14 protein-coding genes are annotated in these 15296 nt (G+C 69.7%); 4 read left to right on the plus strand and 10 right to left on the minus strand.

Annotation, left to right across the window (positions count from 1 at the left end; genetic code table 11):
* Window positions 1–41 precede the first annotated feature (41 nt).
* From ACGF4C_RS15335 to ACGF4C_RS15345, 3 genes are all read right to left on the minus strand, one after another.
* Window positions 42–1106 (minus strand): hypothetical protein, encoded by a 1065-nt coding sequence (locus tag ACGF4C_RS15335; RefSeq protein ID WP_393566510.1) that lies wholly within the window; start codon window positions 1104–1106, stop codon window positions 42–44.
* Window positions 1107–1268: 162 nt separating this feature from the next.
* Entirely contained in the window at window positions 1269–2423 is a 1155-nt protein-coding gene (locus ACGF4C_RS15340) for an LOG family protein (protein ID WP_393566512.1), read from the minus strand.
* Window position 2424: 1 nt separating this feature from the next.
* Complete coding sequence (locus ACGF4C_RS15345; protein WP_030413738.1) at window positions 2425–2832, minus strand: MarR family winged helix-turn-helix transcriptional regulator; 408 nt, start codon at window positions 2830–2832, stop codon at window positions 2425–2427.
* A 117-nt stretch (window positions 2833–2949) separates the two neighbouring features.
* Between ACGF4C_RS15345 and ACGF4C_RS15350 the strand changes: the two genes are divergently transcribed.
* The gene (locus ACGF4C_RS15350) at window positions 2950–3378 is read left to right on the plus strand and encodes a RidA family protein (RefSeq protein ID WP_393566513.1); all 429 of its coding nucleotides are present in this window, start codon (window positions 2950–2952) and stop codon (window positions 3376–3378) included.
* A 537-nt stretch (window positions 3379–3915) separates the two neighbouring features.
* Here ACGF4C_RS15350 and ACGF4C_RS15355 read toward each other — a convergent pair.
* The 4 genes from ACGF4C_RS15355 to ACGF4C_RS15370 all read right to left on the minus strand — a co-directional run bounded on the left by ACGF4C_RS15355 (window position 3916) and on the right by ACGF4C_RS15370 (window position 7878).
* Window positions 3916–5088, minus strand: a complete 1173-nt coding sequence (locus ACGF4C_RS15355) for a hypothetical protein (protein ID WP_393566514.1) — start codon at window positions 5086–5088, stop codon at window positions 3916–3918.
* Entirely contained in the window at window positions 5070–5810 is a 741-nt protein-coding gene (locus tag ACGF4C_RS15360; RefSeq protein WP_393566516.1) for an ABC transporter ATP-binding protein, read from the minus strand. Before ACGF4C_RS15360 ends, ACGF4C_RS15355 begins: the two co-directional genes overlap by 19 nt.
* Before the next feature lie 230 nt (window positions 5811–6040).
* Window positions 6041–7402 (minus strand): aspartate aminotransferase family protein, encoded by a 1362-nt coding sequence (locus ACGF4C_RS15365; protein ID WP_393566517.1) that lies wholly within the window; start codon window positions 7400–7402, stop codon window positions 6041–6043.
* Between the two features lie 2 nt (window positions 7403–7404).
* Window positions 7405–7878 carry an Lrp/AsnC family transcriptional regulator gene (locus ACGF4C_RS15370; RefSeq protein ID WP_018087114.1) on the minus strand — a complete coding sequence of 158 codons (474 nt, stop codon included), beginning with the start codon at window positions 7876–7878 and terminating at the stop codon, window positions 7405–7407.
* A gap of 198 nt (window positions 7879–8076) precedes the next feature.
* Here ACGF4C_RS15370 and ACGF4C_RS15375 point away from each other — a divergent pair, with 198 nt between their 5' ends.
* Both ACGF4C_RS15375 and ACGF4C_RS15380 read left to right on the plus strand, forming a co-directional pair.
* Entirely contained in the window at window positions 8077–9531 is a 1455-nt protein-coding gene (locus ACGF4C_RS15375; RefSeq protein ID WP_030413743.1) for a gamma-aminobutyraldehyde dehydrogenase, read from the plus strand.
* A gap of 146 nt (window positions 9532–9677) precedes the next feature.
* Window positions 9678–10859, plus strand: a complete 1182-nt coding sequence (locus ACGF4C_RS15380) for a spermidine/putrescine ABC transporter substrate-binding protein (RefSeq protein WP_393566519.1) — start codon at window positions 9678–9680, stop codon at window positions 10857–10859.
* A 32-nt stretch (window positions 10860–10891) separates the two neighbouring features.
* On the opposite strand, the gene ACGF4C_RS15385 is transcribed toward ACGF4C_RS15380, so the two are convergent.
* The 3 genes from ACGF4C_RS15385 to ACGF4C_RS15395 all read right to left on the minus strand — a co-directional run bounded on the left by ACGF4C_RS15385 (window position 10892) and on the right by ACGF4C_RS15395 (window position 13461).
* A complete protein-coding gene (locus tag ACGF4C_RS15385; protein ID WP_393566521.1) occupies window positions 10892–11536 on the minus strand; it encodes a DUF2690 domain-containing protein in 645 nt (214 codons plus the stop codon).
* 148 nt (window positions 11537–11684) lie between these two features.
* Entirely contained in the window at window positions 11685–12707 is a 1023-nt protein-coding gene (locus ACGF4C_RS15390; protein WP_351536647.1) for an adenosine deaminase, read from the minus strand.
* A gap of 112 nt (window positions 12708–12819) precedes the next feature.
* Window positions 12820–13461: an NADAR family protein gene (locus ACGF4C_RS15395; RefSeq protein ID WP_393566523.1), complete on the minus strand. Its 642-nt coding sequence runs from the start codon at window positions 13459–13461 to the stop codon at window positions 12820–12822.
* A 201-nt stretch (window positions 13462–13662) separates the two neighbouring features.
* On the opposite strand from ACGF4C_RS15395, the gene ACGF4C_RS15400 reads away from it, so the two are divergent.
* Entirely contained in the window at window positions 13663–15180 is a 1518-nt protein-coding gene (locus tag ACGF4C_RS15400) for a gamma-aminobutyraldehyde dehydrogenase (RefSeq protein WP_030413748.1), read from the plus strand.
* Window positions 15181–15296: the final 116 nt, after the last annotated feature.

Consider the following 15296-nt stretch of genomic DNA (forward strand, 5'->3'; position numbering starts at 1 on the left):
TACGACGATCCGGCGTGATGACTGGCCAGAGGACGAAAGGGCTATCGGCTGCGCTCGGCGCTGGGCCGGACATCCCTCGCCGCGCCCGATGGCTGGTCGTGACCGGGAGAAGACGCGGCACCGTCCGGCAGAGCCTCGTTCGCCGCCTCGGGCGCGCCCGGACCTGCGGATCCCAGCTCCTTGTCAGCCCCCGTGCTCGATCGTGTCGCCGACGCCGTAGCGGCGTGGGAACCGTCCGGCTCGGGCTCGCCGAACCAGGCGACCGCGACCGCTCCCGCCACGGCCACTACAAAACCGAGGACGGCGACCCAGGCGAATCCCGGACGGGAGGAGTCGCCGAGCCAGAGGACGCCGAGGATGCCGGGGACCACGGTCTCGCCCACCACGAGCGCCGCCGTGGCGCCGTTCACCGAACCGATCTGCAGGGCGACGGTGTGCAGATACATGCCGCCGAGGCCCGCGACGAGGATCGCGTACAGGGCGGGGTCGGCGAGCATGGACGGCAGATGGAAGGGGTCGGCGCCGTTCAGCACCCGTACGCCGACGCCGAGGGCACCGAAGCCCAGGCCGGAGAGCAGACCGGCGAAGATTGCAGCCCGTCCGCCCATCAGGCGAACGATCAAGGTGCCGCCTCCCATGAGCAGGATGGAGACGGCGAGCAGCCACCAGTGGGTGGCGATCGGGGTGTGGCCGCTGCCTTCCGGGCCTGCGGCCGTGGCGAGCAGCACCAGCGCGGAACAGACCACGCCGATGGAGCCCCACTCGGCCTTGCTGAGCCGGATGCCGAGGAGCTTGATGCTCAGAACGGCGGTGATCACGAGGTTCGCGCTGATCACGGTCTGGGAGAGGAACAGCGGCAGCAGCCGGGCCGCCAGCGCGCCGAGCCCGAAACCGATGAAGTCCAGTACGGAGCCCAGCAGGAATTCCCAGGTCACGGCGGCTTTGGCGGTCGAGGAGAGGCTGGGGCCGCCATGCTGGGTGACGCCCGTGGTGGAGGCCTTGGCCGCCTCCTGGCGGGCGGATTTACGGGAGCCGACCGCCTGTAGGACCGAACCCGTGCCGTAGCAGGCCGAGGCCGCCACGGCCGTCAGAAGGCCGATGATCACCGAGAGCTCCGTTCGCCCGCTGTCTGCATTACCTGTTCATTGCCTGCTAGGCAGACGTGCAATTCGGGAGGGGAGTTGCCTCAGCGGGCAAACGGATCACACGTTGCCGGCAGGAGCGCCCGTTCGTCTTTCGGATGGCCGGGTGGAAGAACGTTCCCTCGCTCAGGATGAAGCCCCGCCTCTCAGGCGGACGAGCGCGTCCGGGACCTCATCCACCGAGTCGACGAGGGCGATCCGGGTAGCCATGGGGCGGTCCGTGGCGAGGGCCTGGAGCAGGGGCCAGGTGGGCAGCTTCTCGGTCCAGTGCGCGCGGTTCACCAGCACCATCGGGGTCGGCTCGCCCCGCGACTGGTAGTAGTTCGGCGTCGCATTGTCGAAGATCTCCTGTACGGTCCCGGCCGCGCCGGGCAGGAACACGACGCCGGCGTTCGAGCGTGCCAGCAGGCCGTCCTCGCGCACCGCGTTGACGAAGTACTTGGCGATGTGGGACGCAAAGGCATTGGGCGGTTCGTGTCCGTAGAACCAGGTCGGAATGCCGACCGAGGAGCCGCCGCCCGGCCGGCTCCGGCGTACGTCGAAGGCGGCGCGCGCCCAATCGGTGATCGACGGGCCGAAGTGGGGTGCCTTGGAAAGGATCTCCAGAGCGGAATCGAGCATGTCGTCCTCGAAGGGCGCGGCATACGCGCCGAGGTTCGCGGCCTCCATCGCGCCCGGTCCACCACCCGTCGCCACGGTCAGGCCGTCGCGCGCGAGGCGGCGACCGAGCCGGGCCGCCCCTGCGTAGGCTGCGGACCCGCGCTCCAGCGCATGTCCGCCCATGATGCCCACCACCTGTGCGCCCGCAAGGTGTTCGTCGAGGGCGTCGGAGACCGCGTCGTCGTGGATGCTGCGCAGCATCGAGGCGAAGATGTCGCCGTCCGATTTGGTGTCCTGGTACCAGTGATAGGCGAGCGCGTCCGGGGTGGTGTCGTAGCCCGCGTCGACCAGCCCCTCGAAAAGCTCCTCCGGCCCGTACAAGCTGCCCCGATAGGGATCGCACGGCAGGTCCGGTATGGGCGGGAAGACCAAGGCGCCGCCGGCCCGGACCTTGGCCGCCGCGTCCGGTTCCATGGCGCAGCCGAGAAACACGGATTCCGCGGTGTCCGTGCTGAGGAGCGCGAACGTACGGTCCGTCAGATCGACCGACTGTATGCGGTAGCCGGCGAGGCTGCTGGTGGAGGCGACCTGGTCGAACTCCTCCAGGGACTCGATCTCACGGTCGCGTTCGGGGTGACGGTCGGACGCTGGGGACTCTGAATTCCGGTGCACGCCCGACATGCTAGGGCCGCAGGGACTCCACCAGGGGACGGAGGTTACGGTCGGCGGCCGCGGCATCCAGGGCGGCGCGCAGGGCGCCGTCGTACGTCGGCCGTGCCTTCTTCTGCAGCTTGCGGCCTTCCTCGGTGATCACGCTGTACACCCCGCGCCGGTCGTCGGGGCACAGGTCGCGGCGGGTGAGGCCGGAGGACTCCAGGCGCGAGGCCAGTCGGCTCACCGAGCTCTGGTTGAGACCGATGAGATCGGCGAGTTCCTGCATCCGCAGCTCGCCGTCGCCTGCCTCTGCCAGCCGGGCCAGCGCGCGGTATTCCGACAGCCCGATGCTGTGGTGCTGCTGCAGGGCTTTTGCCAGTTCCTGCTCGACGCGCGTGTGCAGTGCTCCGAGCCGGTCCCAGTGCTCCGCGTCCATCGCCATCCGCCCCTTCTGCTTTTTTCCGCTGGGCCCTTGACAGCAGCGTACATGCGTCCGAAACTTATGTATGTGCATGCAACTGATGCGCGTGCATGGAACTAGGGGGAGATGAAGATGGCAACGGAGAACGTGGCGATCGAGGCAGGGAACGCGACCGAGATCGAGCGGATCGCCACCGTGCCGGACTGGTACGAGCCGTACAAGATCTCACAGGCCATCAGGGCGGGCGGTTTGATCCACGTCTCGGGGCAGGCGGGAATCGACGAGCAGGGGCGGACCGTCTCGGACGATTTCCTGGAACAAGGCCGGCAGGCTTTCGCGAACGTCGAACGGGTCCTGGCCGAGGCGGGTGCTTCGCTGGTCGATGTCGTCAAGGTCGGCATCTTCGTGACGGACATGGCGGCCCACCTCGACCATGTCATCACGCTGCGCGAGGAGTTCCTGTCCGAGCCCTATCCCGCCGACACGCTGCTGGAAGTGTCAGCTCTGGCTCAACCGGACTGGCGAATAGAGGTAGAAGTCACGGCGCTGGACCGCCGCTGACTGCGGGGCGCGCACTCGGGTTGGGCAAGGGGCCGTCATCGCCCCTACCTGGGCATCGCGGGTCGAGGGGGAGGAGGGCCCTACTCAGTGGCCCTGTCTCAGGGGCACTGCGTCAGGTGGACTGCCCTACGGGTCAGATGTGTACGGCATACGCGCACGCACCGCGCTGTTACGACGCACCCCCTCAGCCACCGACCACCCACCGCCACGCCTGCCAGCCCGACCTACCCGCCCGACATCGCCGCAGGCAGGCCAACTGGCTGGCCGGTTCCACCACCTGAACTGGCTGGCCGGTCCCACCATCTGACGCCAACAGCCTGACCGCCACCTGGCTGCGGCCGCCCGCACCGGCCTCAGGAGACCCACTCAGCGGCTGGACACACCACCCCAACCACCGCCCAACTCCCTACCCCCTCAGCTGAATCACACCACAACCCACACCACAACCCCCAGCTCACTCGCCAACACGATGCACAGCTCACCGTCAGCTCAAAGCACAGCTCAAGGGTCAGCCCACTGCGCAGCCGACCCGCCAGCTCAATGCATCAGCGGCAGCGTCGCCATTTCAGCCACCGTCCAGGTCAGGGGAACCAGGACGATCAAGAGGACCAGGGCGCGGAGAGCGGCGGCACGGTGGAGGACGGAGGCGGAAGCGCCCAAGCGGCGGAGGGCAGCCGTGGTCCGGGCGCGGGCCGAGCGGGATTCCAGGGCGGCGGTCAGGGCGCTGGCGGTGACACAGGCGAGGACGACCGTTGCGCCGACGCCCGTGAGGGGACCGAAAGGACGGGAGGGCACGGAGTCGTAGACCTTGACGGCGACGTAGGCAGCGGAGGCGACCGCGCACAGGACGCCCAGCGGGCGGCCCAGGCGGTGGGACTCTTCCTGGAGGACGCGTCCGGAGAGGAGGCGCAGGGCGCCGGGTCGGCCGGCGCACAGGAGGCGGCCGCAGAGATGCACCAGGCCGGGGCCGGCCAGGACGAGTCCCAGGGCCGACAGGGCCCAGCCGCCCAGTACGCCCGGGGGACTGCCGATCAACCGGCCGGGCAGGGGGAGCAGTCCGCCATGGGACCTGGAGGCGGGGCTGGTGTAGGCCTCGATCGCCAGGCCCGCGGCGGCCAGCGCGATGCCCCAGGGGAGACCGGACGGCGGGGCGGTCCGGGGGCGGGGCTCGGCGTCCTGTGACCCGGCGTCGTCGCGGGGGCGCAGGGAGACGGCGGTCGCGGCGGACGCGGTCAGCGGTACGAGGGCCAGCAGGAGGAGGGCACCGACGAACGGCAGGGGGTGGCCGGCGCCCAGCAGGTCGGCGTCGATGCCGAGGGAGCGGGCGGTGTCCGTGCCGCCGAGGTCGCCGCGGAGGCGCAGAAAGACGAGCAGCGAGAGGAGGACGCCGAGGAAGCAGGTCAGCGCGGTGGAAGCGGTGGCGAGGAGGGTGAGTCGGAGGGGGCCCAGGCCGGCGGCGGTCATGCCGCGCTGGAGGCGGGCGGCCGGGTCGGTGCGGGCCGTGGAGACCGCGAGCTGTGCGGTGGCGGCGAGCGGGGCGGCGCACCACAGCAGCCGTACGACGGATTCCTCGGCCGCGGCCGGGTGGCCGGCGGCGTGGCCGATGGTGGACAGCATGAGGAAGCCGGTGCCGGCCGCGGCGGTGGACACGAGGAGGCGGCGCAGCAGGACGAGGGGGTGAGAGCCGCGGGCTAGACGGAGAGCGAGCACGCTGCCCTGCTTTCCTCATCGGGGGAGCCGGCGCCGGCCGGTGCGGCGGTCGACTGGCGGCCGTCGAGAAGTGCGACGGACCGGTCGGCGAGGGTACCGATGTCCGGGTCGTGGGTGGCCAGGACCACGGTGATCTGGTGCGAGCGGGCCGCGGTGGTCAGGGTGCGCAGGACCTGGGTGCCGTCGGCGTGGTGCAGGGGGGCGGTCGGCTCGTCGGCGAACAGCACCTGAGGGGTGGTGGCGAGGGCGCGGGCGATGGCAACGCGCTGGCGCTGGGACTGGTCGAGCTGGGCGGGGCGGCGGCGGGCACACATGCCGACGTCGAGGCGGTCGAGCCATTCGATCGCGGTGTGCTTCGCGGAGCGGGCGCCGGTGCCGCGCAGTAGTAGGGGGAGGGCGGCGTTCTCCCAGGCGGTGAGTTCGGGAACGAGGTGAGGTTCGGTGTCGATCCAGCCGAACCGGTCGAGACGCAGCCGTTCGCGGCTGGGGGAGGAGAGGGTGTGCACGGGGGCGCTGTTGAACCAGACCTCGCCCTCGGTCGGGACGAGTTGACCGGAGAGGCACTTCAGGAGGGTGGTCTTACCGCTGCCGCGCGGGCCGTTGACGGCGAGGATCTCGCCTTCGCGGACGCCGAGCGAGATGCCGGCGAGGGCGGTGGTCCCACCGTACGTGTGGTGCAGGCCGCGGGCCCAGAGAACGTCGTTGTCAGGCGGGGCCACCATCTGCGCACCTCTTGCTCGTTCGCGTCGATTCGTTCCCCCGAGCGGGTGAACGACCATGGAGGGTATCGGTCACTAGCACGGTAAGGATTGCTGACCCCCGGTATTCGCCGCTTGGCAGCACAACGGCCCAGATTCACTCGTATGGCTTGAAGTGAGTGAATCTGAGCCGCTGGGTGTTCAGTTGTGTATCTGTGAGCTCCGCATCAGCGAAACAGGAGGTGACGCGATGATCAGAGCTTGGTCCAGGCCTCGGTGAGGACCGCGCGCAGGATCTGCTCGATCTCGTCGAAGACCGACTGGTCGGCGATCAGCGGCGGGGCCAGCTGGATGACCGGGTCGCCACGGTCGTCGGCCCGGCAGTAGAGACCGTTGTCGTACAGGGCCTTGGAGAGGTAGCCGTAGAGGACGCGCTCGGTCTCCTCGTCGTTGAACGACTCCTTGGTGGCCTTGTCCTTGACGAGCTCGATGCCGTAGAAGAAGCCGTTGCCGCGGACGTCGCCGACGATCGGCAGGTCGTGCAGCTTCTGCAGGGTGCTCAGGAAGTTGCCCTCGTTGTCGAGGACGTGCTTGTTGAGACCCTCACGCTCGAAGATGTCGAGGTTGGCGATACCGACGGCCGCGGAGACCGGGTGGCCACCGAAGGTGTAGCCGTGCAGGAAGGTGTTGTCGCCCTTGTAGAACGGCTCGGCCAGGCGGTCGGAGATGATGCAGGCGCCGATCGGGGAGTAGCCCGAGGTCATGCCCTTGGCGCAGGTGATCATGTCCGGGACGTAGCCGAACTTGTCGCAGGCGAACATCGTGCCGAGGCGGCCGAAGGCGCAGATGACCTCGTCGGAGACGAGCAGCACGTCGTACTGGTCGCAGATCTCGCGGACCCGCTGGAAGTAGCCGGGCGGCGGCGGGAAGCAGCCACCGGCGTTCTGCACCGGCTCCAGGAAGACTGCCGCGACGGTGTCGGGGCCCTCGAAGAGGATCTGCTGCTCGATCTGGTCGGCGCACCAGCGGCCGAAGGCCTCCGGGTCGTCACCGAAGATCGGGGCGCGGTAGATGTTGGTGTTCGGCACCTTGTGCGCGCCGGGGACCAGCGGCTCGAAGGGGGCCTTCAGGCCCGGCAGGCCGGTGATCGACAGGGCGCCCTGCGGGGTGCCGTGGTAGGCGACCGCACGCGAGATGACCTTGTGCTTGGTGGGCTTGCCGGTGAGCTTGAAGTACTGCTTGGCCAGCTTCCAGGCGGTCTCGACGGCCTCGCCGCCACCGGTGGTGAAGAAGACCTTGTTCAGGTCGCCCGGGGCGTGCTGGGCCAGGCGCTCGGCCAGCTCGACGGCCTTGGGGTGGGCGTAGGACCACACGGGGAAGAAGGCCAGTTCCTGCGCCTGCTTGTAGGCGGTCTCTGCGAGCTCGACCCGGCCGTGTCCGGCGTTGACCACAAAGAGGCCGGCGAGGCCGTCGATGTAGCGCTTGCCCTTGTCGTCGTAGATGTTGGTGCCCTCACCGCGCACGATCGTCGGCACGGGAGAGTTCTCGTACGACGACATGCGGGTGAAGTGCATCCACAGGTGGTCGTAGGCCGTCTTGGAGAGGTCCTGGCTCATTGCTATCTCGTTCCCCAGGTGTAGGTCTGCTTCCGGAGCTTGAGGTAGACGAAGCTCTCGGTGGATCGAACGCCGGGAAGCGTGCGGATCCGCTTGTTGATCATTTCCAGAAGGTGGTCGTCGTCCTCGCAGACGATCTCGATGATGAGATCGAAGGAGCCTGCCGTCATGACGACGTACTCGACCTCCTCCATGGTCGTCAGGGCGTCGGCCACGGGGTCGAGGTCACCCTCGACGTTGATGCCGACCATTGCCTGCCGACGGAAACCGACCGTGAGGGGGTCGGTGACCGCGACGATCTGCATCACGCCTTGGTCGAGCAGTTTCTGTACGCGCTGCCGCACGGCCGCCTCGGACAGGCCTACGGCCTTGCCGATCGCGGCGTACGGACGGCGCCCGTCCTCCTGGAGCTGCTCGATGATCGCCAGGGAGACGGAGTCGATCGACGGAGTGCCGTTTCTGTCACGAGTGGCCACGTCCCTCACTGTGCACGAGCCTCGACAGTCTTGCAACCCCAAATCGATGAAATTAGTCGTGTCGAGGTCAGAATTTCACTGATTCCGTTGTTCCCGAGTGGCGGGTGTGTTGAAAACGTGGGTTCCGCGGCTAGGGTGGTGCCTAACCACCGGACAGTGGTTCCCAATGACCGGACATCTGACTGAAGGGGGCGCACAGTGACCACCGCACTGCGTCGTCTGCGCAACTACATCGACGGGGAGTTCCGGGACGCCGCCGACGGGCGGACCACGGAGGTGGTCAATCCCGCGACGGGTGAGGCATACGCCACCGCCCCTCTCTCGGGTGCCGCCGACGTGGACGCGGCGATGGCCGCGGCCGAGGCTGCTTTTCCCGTATGGCGTGACCTGATCCCCGCCGAGCGGCAGAAGGTCCTGCTCAAGATCGCGGACCGCTTCGAGGAGCGCGCCGAGGAGCTGATCGCCGCCGAGTCCGAGAACTGCGGCAAGCCGATCGCGCTCGTCCGCTCCGAGGAAATCCCGCCGATGGTGGACCAGATCCGCTTCTTCGCGGGTGCCGCCCGGATGCTGGAGGGCCGCTCGGCGGGCGAGTACATGGACGGCTTCACGTCCATCATCCGCCGCGAGCCGGTGGGCGTCTGCGCCCAGGTCGCGCCGTGGAACTACCCGATGATGATGGCCGTCTGGAAGTTCGCCCCGGCCATGGCCGCGGGCAACACCGTCGTCATCAAGCCGTCCGACACCACCCCCGCCTCGACGGTGCTGATCGCCGACATCATCGGCAGCGTGCTGGACGAGCTGGGCCACCCGCGCGGCGTGTTCAACGTCATCTGCGGTGACCGCGAGACCGGCCGCCTGATGGTCGAGCACGAGGTCCCGGCGATGGCCTCGATCACCGGCTCGGTGCGCGCCGGTATGCAGGTCGCCGAGTCCGCCTCCAAGGACCTCAAGCGGGTCCACCTGGAGCTGGGCGGCAAGGCCCCGGTCGTGGTCTTCGAGGACACCGACATCGCCAAGGCCGTCGAGGACATCGCGGTCGCCGGCTACTTCAACGCCGGCCAGGACTGTACGGCCGCCACCCGCGTGCTCGTCCAGGAGTCCATCCACGACGAGTTCGTCGCCGCGCTCGCCAAGAAGGCCGCGGAGACCAAGACCGGTGCGATCGACGACGAGGACGTGCTCTACGGCCCGCTGAACAACGCCAACCAGCTCAAGCAGGTCAAGGGCTTCATCGAGCGGCTGCCCGCGCACGCCAAGATCGAGGCGGGCGGCGAGCAGGTCGGCGAGAAGGGCTACTTCTTCGCCCCGACCGTCGTCTCCGGACTCAAGCAGGACGACGAGATCGTCCAGCAGGAGGTGTTCGGCCCGGTCATCACCGTCCAGTCCTTCTCCGACGAGAAGCAGGCGGTGGCGTGGGCCAACGGCGTCGAGTACGCGCTGGCGTCCTCGGTGTGGACCAAGGACCACGCCCGCGCCATGCGGCTGTCCAAGAGCCTCGACTTCGGCTGTGTGTGGATCAACACCCACATCCCGCTGGTCGCCGAGATGCCGCACGGCGGATTCAAGAAGTCCGGTTACGGCAAGGACCTCTCGGCCTACGGCTTCGACGACTACACCCGGATCAAGCACGTGATGACCTCGCTCAACGACTGAGCAGACCGGCCGGCCCGACCGGCCGACCCGGGGGATCCCCACCGTCGAGCGCCAGGGAACGCTCGACACACCGTCGCGGGCGGAGGCCCGGCAACTGACGCTCTGTCGCTTGCCGCCTCCGCCCGCGGCACGTGAGAGTGCTCGCCATGGCTGATCTTTCGCGGCGGATGCTGCTCCGGGGCATGGGCGCAACGGGTGTGACGGGGGCGCTGGCAGCCCTGACCGGATGCGGGGTGCCGCCCGCGTACGTCGAGGCCGCGGACCGCGGTGGCCCGGACCGTTCCGGGCGGGACCGGAAGATCGTCTTCGCCAACTGGCCGCTCTACATCGACGTCGACGACCACGACAAGGAGCGGCGACCCACCCTCGACGCGTTCCAGCGGCGCACCGGGATCTCCGTCACGTACACCGAGGAGATCAACGACAACGACGAGTTCTTCGGCAAGATCAGCCCGGCGTTGATGAACCACCAGAGCACCGGCCGCGACCTGATCGTCATCAGTGACTGGATGTGCGCGCGGTTCGTCCGGCTCGGGTGGGTGCAGGAGATGGACCGCGCCGCCCAGCCGAACGTCGCCAAGCACCTCGACCCGCTGCTGCGCACCCCGCACTTCGACCCCGGCCGGCTGCACTCGGTGCCCTGGCAGTCCGGGATCACCGGCATCGCCTACAACCGCAAGAAGCTCGGCCGGGAGATCAAGCACACCTCGGACCTCTGGAAGCCCGACCTGCGCGGCCGGGTCACCCTGCTCTCCGGGCTCGACGAGGCGTTCGCCCTGCTCATGCAGGGGAGCGGGGCCGACATCACCCGCTGGACGGCGGACGACTTCTACCGGATGACCGACCAGATCCGCGGTCTGGTCCACAAGGGCCACATCCGGCGCTTCACCGGCAACGACTACATCAAGGACCTCGACTCGGGGGATGTGCTCGCCGCCCAGGCCTACTCGGGCGATGTGATCCAGCTCCAGGCGGACAACCCGGACATCGACTTCGTGGTGCCCGAGGAGGGCGCCGAACTGTGGGCGGAGAGCCTGATGATCCCCAACCTCGCCGACCACAAGCGCAACGCGGAGCGACTGATCGACTACTACTACGCGCCGGAGGTCGCCGCGGACCTGGCTGCCTGGGTCAATTACGTCTGTCCCGTACCGGCCGCGCGCGACGTCCTGGCCTCCTCCAAGGACAAGGAGCGGGCCGCGCTCGCCGAGGACCCGCTGATCTTCCCCGATGACGCGATGCGCAAGCGGCTGGCCATCGCGCGGGACATCACGTCCAAGGAGCGGGCCGAGTTCGCGAAGGAGTGGAACGGGATCGTGGGGCTGTAGGGAGGGGGCGGAACGCGGCGGGGGCGCCGCGCCTAGAGCGGCGGGATGTCGTTCTGGCCGGCTCCGATGCGGACCTGGTCGCCCGGGGGGAGGTCGTGGGAAGGCTGGCCCTTGAGGCTGGTGCCGATGGCCTGGGCGGAGAACGTCCTGCCGGCCGGGAGCATGGCCGTGTACTGGGTGTGGCCGGTACGTACGGCTTTGCGTTCCTTCTTGGTCGGGGAGGTGGCGATCTCGATCGTGTCGCCCTTCTCGGCGCCGACCAGCTTGCCCCAGACCGTGCGGCAGCCGGGGCTGTAGCGGACCGAGACCTGCATGCTCCCGGCCAGCTCCCGGGCCAGGGTGACCGCGCCCCGGTCGCAGTGGGTGTCCTTGGGGTCGAGGCCGTCGCAGTCGATCATCGTGCAGGTCGGGGGCTCGGTCGTGGCCGTGACGGCGGACCGGGCGTGGCCGGGCCCCGCCACGCCGCCGCGGTCGTCGTCCCGTTCACCGCCCGCGAGCAGCGGGATCGTCACGGTCAGCACGGTGGTCACCGCGGCCACGATCACCGAACCGATCAGCGTCTCGGGGCCGTGCCGCTTCAGCCAGGAGCGCTCGTCGGGCGGGGCCGTACGCGGGCCCGGCCCCGAGTGGTCCGTCCCGCCGTGGGGATCATCCGCATCGCCTCGTGAGCCGGGCACGCGACCTCCTGCACCGTGTGACGCTTCGTCAGGAGGGCAGGATAAGGCGATTGGCCGGATATGACGCGGGCAGATCCGGTCGTTGTGTCGCCGACGACGGCGGCGTTCCTGCGGGGGAACGCCGCCGGGCAGCGGCCGGATGGGCCGTTCAGCCGCGCCAGGAGGCGGTGTACGCGTCGATCTCGGCGGCCAGCCGGGCCTTGGCCGGGGCGTCCATGAAGGAGGCCTCGACGCCGTTCTTGGCCAGGGCGGCCAGTCCGGCGGCGTCCAGGCCCAACAGCCGGGCGGCGACGGCGTATTCGGTGTTGAGGTCGGTGCCGAACATCGGCGGGTCGTCGCTGTTGATGGTGACCAGGACGCCCGCGTCGACCATCTCCTTGATCGGGTGCTCGTCCAGGGTGCGGACCGCGCGGGTGGCGATGTTGGAGGTGGGGCAGACCTCCAACGGGATGCGGTGCTCGGCGAGATGGGCGAGCAGCGCGGGGTCCTGGGTCGCGCTGGTGCCGTGCCCGATGCGCTCGGCGCGGAGGTCGCGGAGCGCGTCCCAGATCGTGCCGGGGCCGGTGGTCTCGCCGGCGTGCGGTACGGAGTGCAGTCCGGCGGCGATCGCGCGGTCGAAGTAGGGCTTGAACTGCGGGCGCGGGACGCCGATTTCGGGTCCGCCGAGCCCGAACGACACCAGTCCCTCGGGCTGCAGGTCGCAGGCGATCCGGGCGGTCTCCTCGGCGGCCTCCAGACCGGCCTCGCCGGGGATGTCGAAGCACCAGCGCAGCACCACGCCCAGCTCGGACTCCGCGGACTTCCGGGCGTCCTCGATGGCCTCGACGAACGCGGCGTCGGGGATGCCGCGGCGGGTGGAGCTGAACGGCGTGATGGTCAGCTCGGCGTAGCGGATCTGCTGGCGCGCCATGTCCCGGGCGACCTCGTACGTCAGCAGCCGGACGTCCTCGGCGTCGCGGATCAGGTCCACGACGGAGAGGTAGACCTCGATGAAGTGCGCGAAGTCGCGGAAGGTGAAGTAGTCGGCCAGCGCCTCGGGGTCGGTGGGGACGGCGGAGTCCGGGTGCCGGGCGGCCAGCTCGGAGACGATCCGCGGCGAGGCCGAGCCGACGTGGTGGACATGCAGCTCCGCCTTCGGCAGGCCCGCGATGAAGGCATCGAGATCGGACAACGGATCCTCCTGGTCAGGGATGGGCGGGATGAGCGGAACGGCCCGGTCGGCCCCGTCATGCTATGCCGGTCGGGTGACGGGCCGGCGGGCTGCCCTCGAAGGCGCCCTCCCGCTACGCCGCCGCGTCCTCGCGCAGCCGCTGGCGGGCCTCCATCAGGGCGAAGCCGAGCAGGTTCAGCCCGCGCCAGCGCTCCGGGGCCGTGGCGCGTTCGTCGTCGGCGGCCAGGCCGATGCCCCATATGCGGTCCAGCGGACTGGCCTCGACCAGGACGCGGGAGTTCGTGCCCAGCAGGAAGTCCCGCAGGGCGGGGTCCTGGCCGAATTTGTGCAGACTGCCCTCGACGACCAGGGCGAAGCGGTGGCGGTGCCAGGTCTCCTCGTCGAAGCCCCGGACCTTCCGGCCGGCGTCCTTGGCCTGCTTGGGGTGGCCGGCCGCGACGGCCTGCCGCTCGGCCTCGGCGTCGCCGAAGAGCCGGGCCTTGGCGGCCATCATCCAGTGCTCGGCGGTGGCGTAGGTGGTCCCGTCGACCGTGAAGGGGGCCGGCCACCACTGGCTGAAGCAGCTCGGGCTCAGGCCGCCGGCGCGACGCGGGCGGTGCCCCCAGAAAAAGACGTATTTCGGACGCTTGCCGGTGGATGTCTCCCGGCACAGTTCCTCGACCGAGCGCGGCCCGTCCGCGGCGCGCCCGTCCATGATCCCCCCGGCGATCCCCGGGGCCTGCCCCGGATCGCTCCCCGTGCTGTCGTGCATCATGCCGGGATTCTGTCAGCGGGCACTGACAACGTGTCGGGGTCCGCACCCCAGAAATCGCAGAATTCGTCGCGTAACCAAAAGGCAACAACGGAATCCCTTGTTGAGGCTGTTCTACTCTGTCAAGATCGGCCATCGATTCCGGAAATAGCTACGCCAGGCAGTGCCGCGGAGCCGCCCCGGCGCCCGGCGGAGGAGAGCACCATGGATCACCGATTCGACGTCACCGAGCGATTCGCCCAGGGCGCGCAATTCATTGCGGGCAGCCTCCGGAGCGGCACCTCCGGCCGCAGCCAGGAGGTCGTGGACCCGGCGACCGGCGAGACGGTGTACCGCTACGAACTCGCAGGTACGGCCGATGTCGACGCGGCCGTCGAGGCGGCCGGACGGGCCTTTCCGGAGTGGGCCGGGGCCACGCCCGGCGAGCGCTCCGACACCCTCCACCGCTTCGCCGCCGCGCTCGCCGAGGACGCCGCCGATCTCGCCTTCGCCGAATCGCTGAACTGCGGAAAGCCGATCAAGCTCAGCAATGAGTTCGATGTGCCGGGTTCGATCGACAATGCCGCATTCTTCGCCGGTGCGGCCCGCCATCTGGAGGGCAAGGCGGCCGGCGAATACAGCGCCGACCACACCTCCGTGATCCGCCGCGAGCCCATCGGCGTCGTCGGTTCCATCGCGCCCTGGAACTATCCGCTCCAGATGGCCGCGTGGAAGGTACTGCCGGCCATCGCCGCGGGCAACACCATCGTCCTGAAGCCGGCCGAGATCACCCCGCTGACCTCGTTGCTCTTCGCGCAGGCCGCCCAGCGCGCGGGGCTGCCCGACGGAGTGCTCAACATCGTCTCCGGGGCCGGCCGGGACGCCGGTGAGCACCTGGTGGGCCACCGCACCGTCGCGATGACCTCCTTCACCGGCTCGACCGCCGTCGGCAAGCGCGTCGCCGAGATCGCCACCGGCACCGTCAAGCGCCTGCACCTCGAACTCGGCGGCAAGGCCCCGTTCGTCGTGTTCGACGACGCGGACCTGGAGGCGGCCGTCCACGGAGCGGTCGCCGGAGCGCTGATCAACACCGGCCAGGACTGCACCGCCGCCACCCGCGCCTACGTCCAGCGCCCGCTCTACGACGCCTTCGTCAGCGGCGTCGCGGACCTCATGGCGACCGTACGGCTCGGCGACCCCTTCGACCCGTCCACCGACCTGGGCCCGCTGATCTCGCACACCCAGCGTGACCGGGTGGCCGCGTTCGTCGACCGGGCCCGCGACTACGCCACCGTCGTCACCGGCGGCGCGGCCCCCCAGGGCGAGCTGGCCAAGGGCGCGTACTACCTGCCCACGCTGATCGCCGGCGCCGCCCAGGACAGCGAGGTCGTGCAGTCCGAGATCTTCGGCCCGGTGCTGGTCGTGCTGCCCTTCGACAGCGACGACGAGGGCATCGCCCTGGCCAACGACACCCCCTACGGGCTGGCCGCCTCCGCCTGGAGCCGGGACGTCTACCGCACCGGCCGCGCCACCCGCGAGATCAAGGCGGGCTGCGTCTGGGTCAACGACCACATCCCGATCATCAGCGAGATGCCGCACGGCGGCGCCAAGGCGTCCGGCTTCGGCAAGGACATGTCGGCCTACTCCTTCGAGGAGTACACGCAGGTCAAGCACGTGATGTACGACAACACCGCGGTCGCCAGGAAGGACTGGCACCGCACGATCTTCGGGGACCGCACCTGACGGACCGCCCGGGGGCCCGCACGGCCCCCGGACCCGTCCCCGGACGACTCCCCGGAGCGAGCCCCCACCTCGCCCCGCCCGTTCCCCGCCCGTACGGGCGCAACCCCGCGGCCAGC

Source organism: Streptomyces sp. NPDC048197 (assembly GCF_043202395.1).
Lineage (GTDB): Bacteria > Actinomycetota > Actinomycetes > Streptomycetales > Streptomycetaceae > Streptomyces > Streptomyces siderophoricus.

Excerpts from the sequence above, each read along its gene's own strand:
- ACGF4C_RS15340 (WP_393566512.1), bottom strand. The coding sequence starts at position 2,423 with ATGTCGGGCGTGCACCGGAATTCAGAGTCCCCAGCGTCCGACCGTCAC.
- ACGF4C_RS15345 (WP_030413738.1), bottom strand. The coding sequence starts at position 2,832 with ATGGACGCGGAGCACTGGGACCGGCTCGGAGCACTGCACACGCGCGTC.
- ACGF4C_RS15350 (WP_393566513.1), top strand. The coding sequence starts at position 2,950 with ATGGCAACGGAGAACGTGGCGATCGAGGCAGGGAACGCGACCGAGATC.
- ACGF4C_RS15360 (WP_393566516.1), bottom strand. The coding sequence starts at position 5,810 with ATGGTGGCCCCGCCTGACAACGACGTTCTCTGGGCCCGCGGCCTGCAC.
- ACGF4C_RS15365 (WP_393566517.1), bottom strand. The coding sequence starts at position 7,402 with ATGAGCCAGGACCTCTCCAAGACGGCCTACGACCACCTGTGGATGCAC.
- ACGF4C_RS15380 (WP_393566519.1), top strand. The coding sequence starts at position 9,678 with ATGGCTGATCTTTCGCGGCGGATGCTGCTCCGGGGCATGGGCGCAACG.
- ACGF4C_RS15395 (WP_393566523.1), bottom strand. The coding sequence starts at position 13,461 with ATGATGCACGACAGCACGGGGAGCGATCCGGGGCAGGCCCCGGGGATC.
- ACGF4C_RS15400 (WP_030413748.1), top strand. The coding sequence starts at position 13,663 with ATGGATCACCGATTCGACGTCACCGAGCGATTCGCCCAGGGCGCGCAA.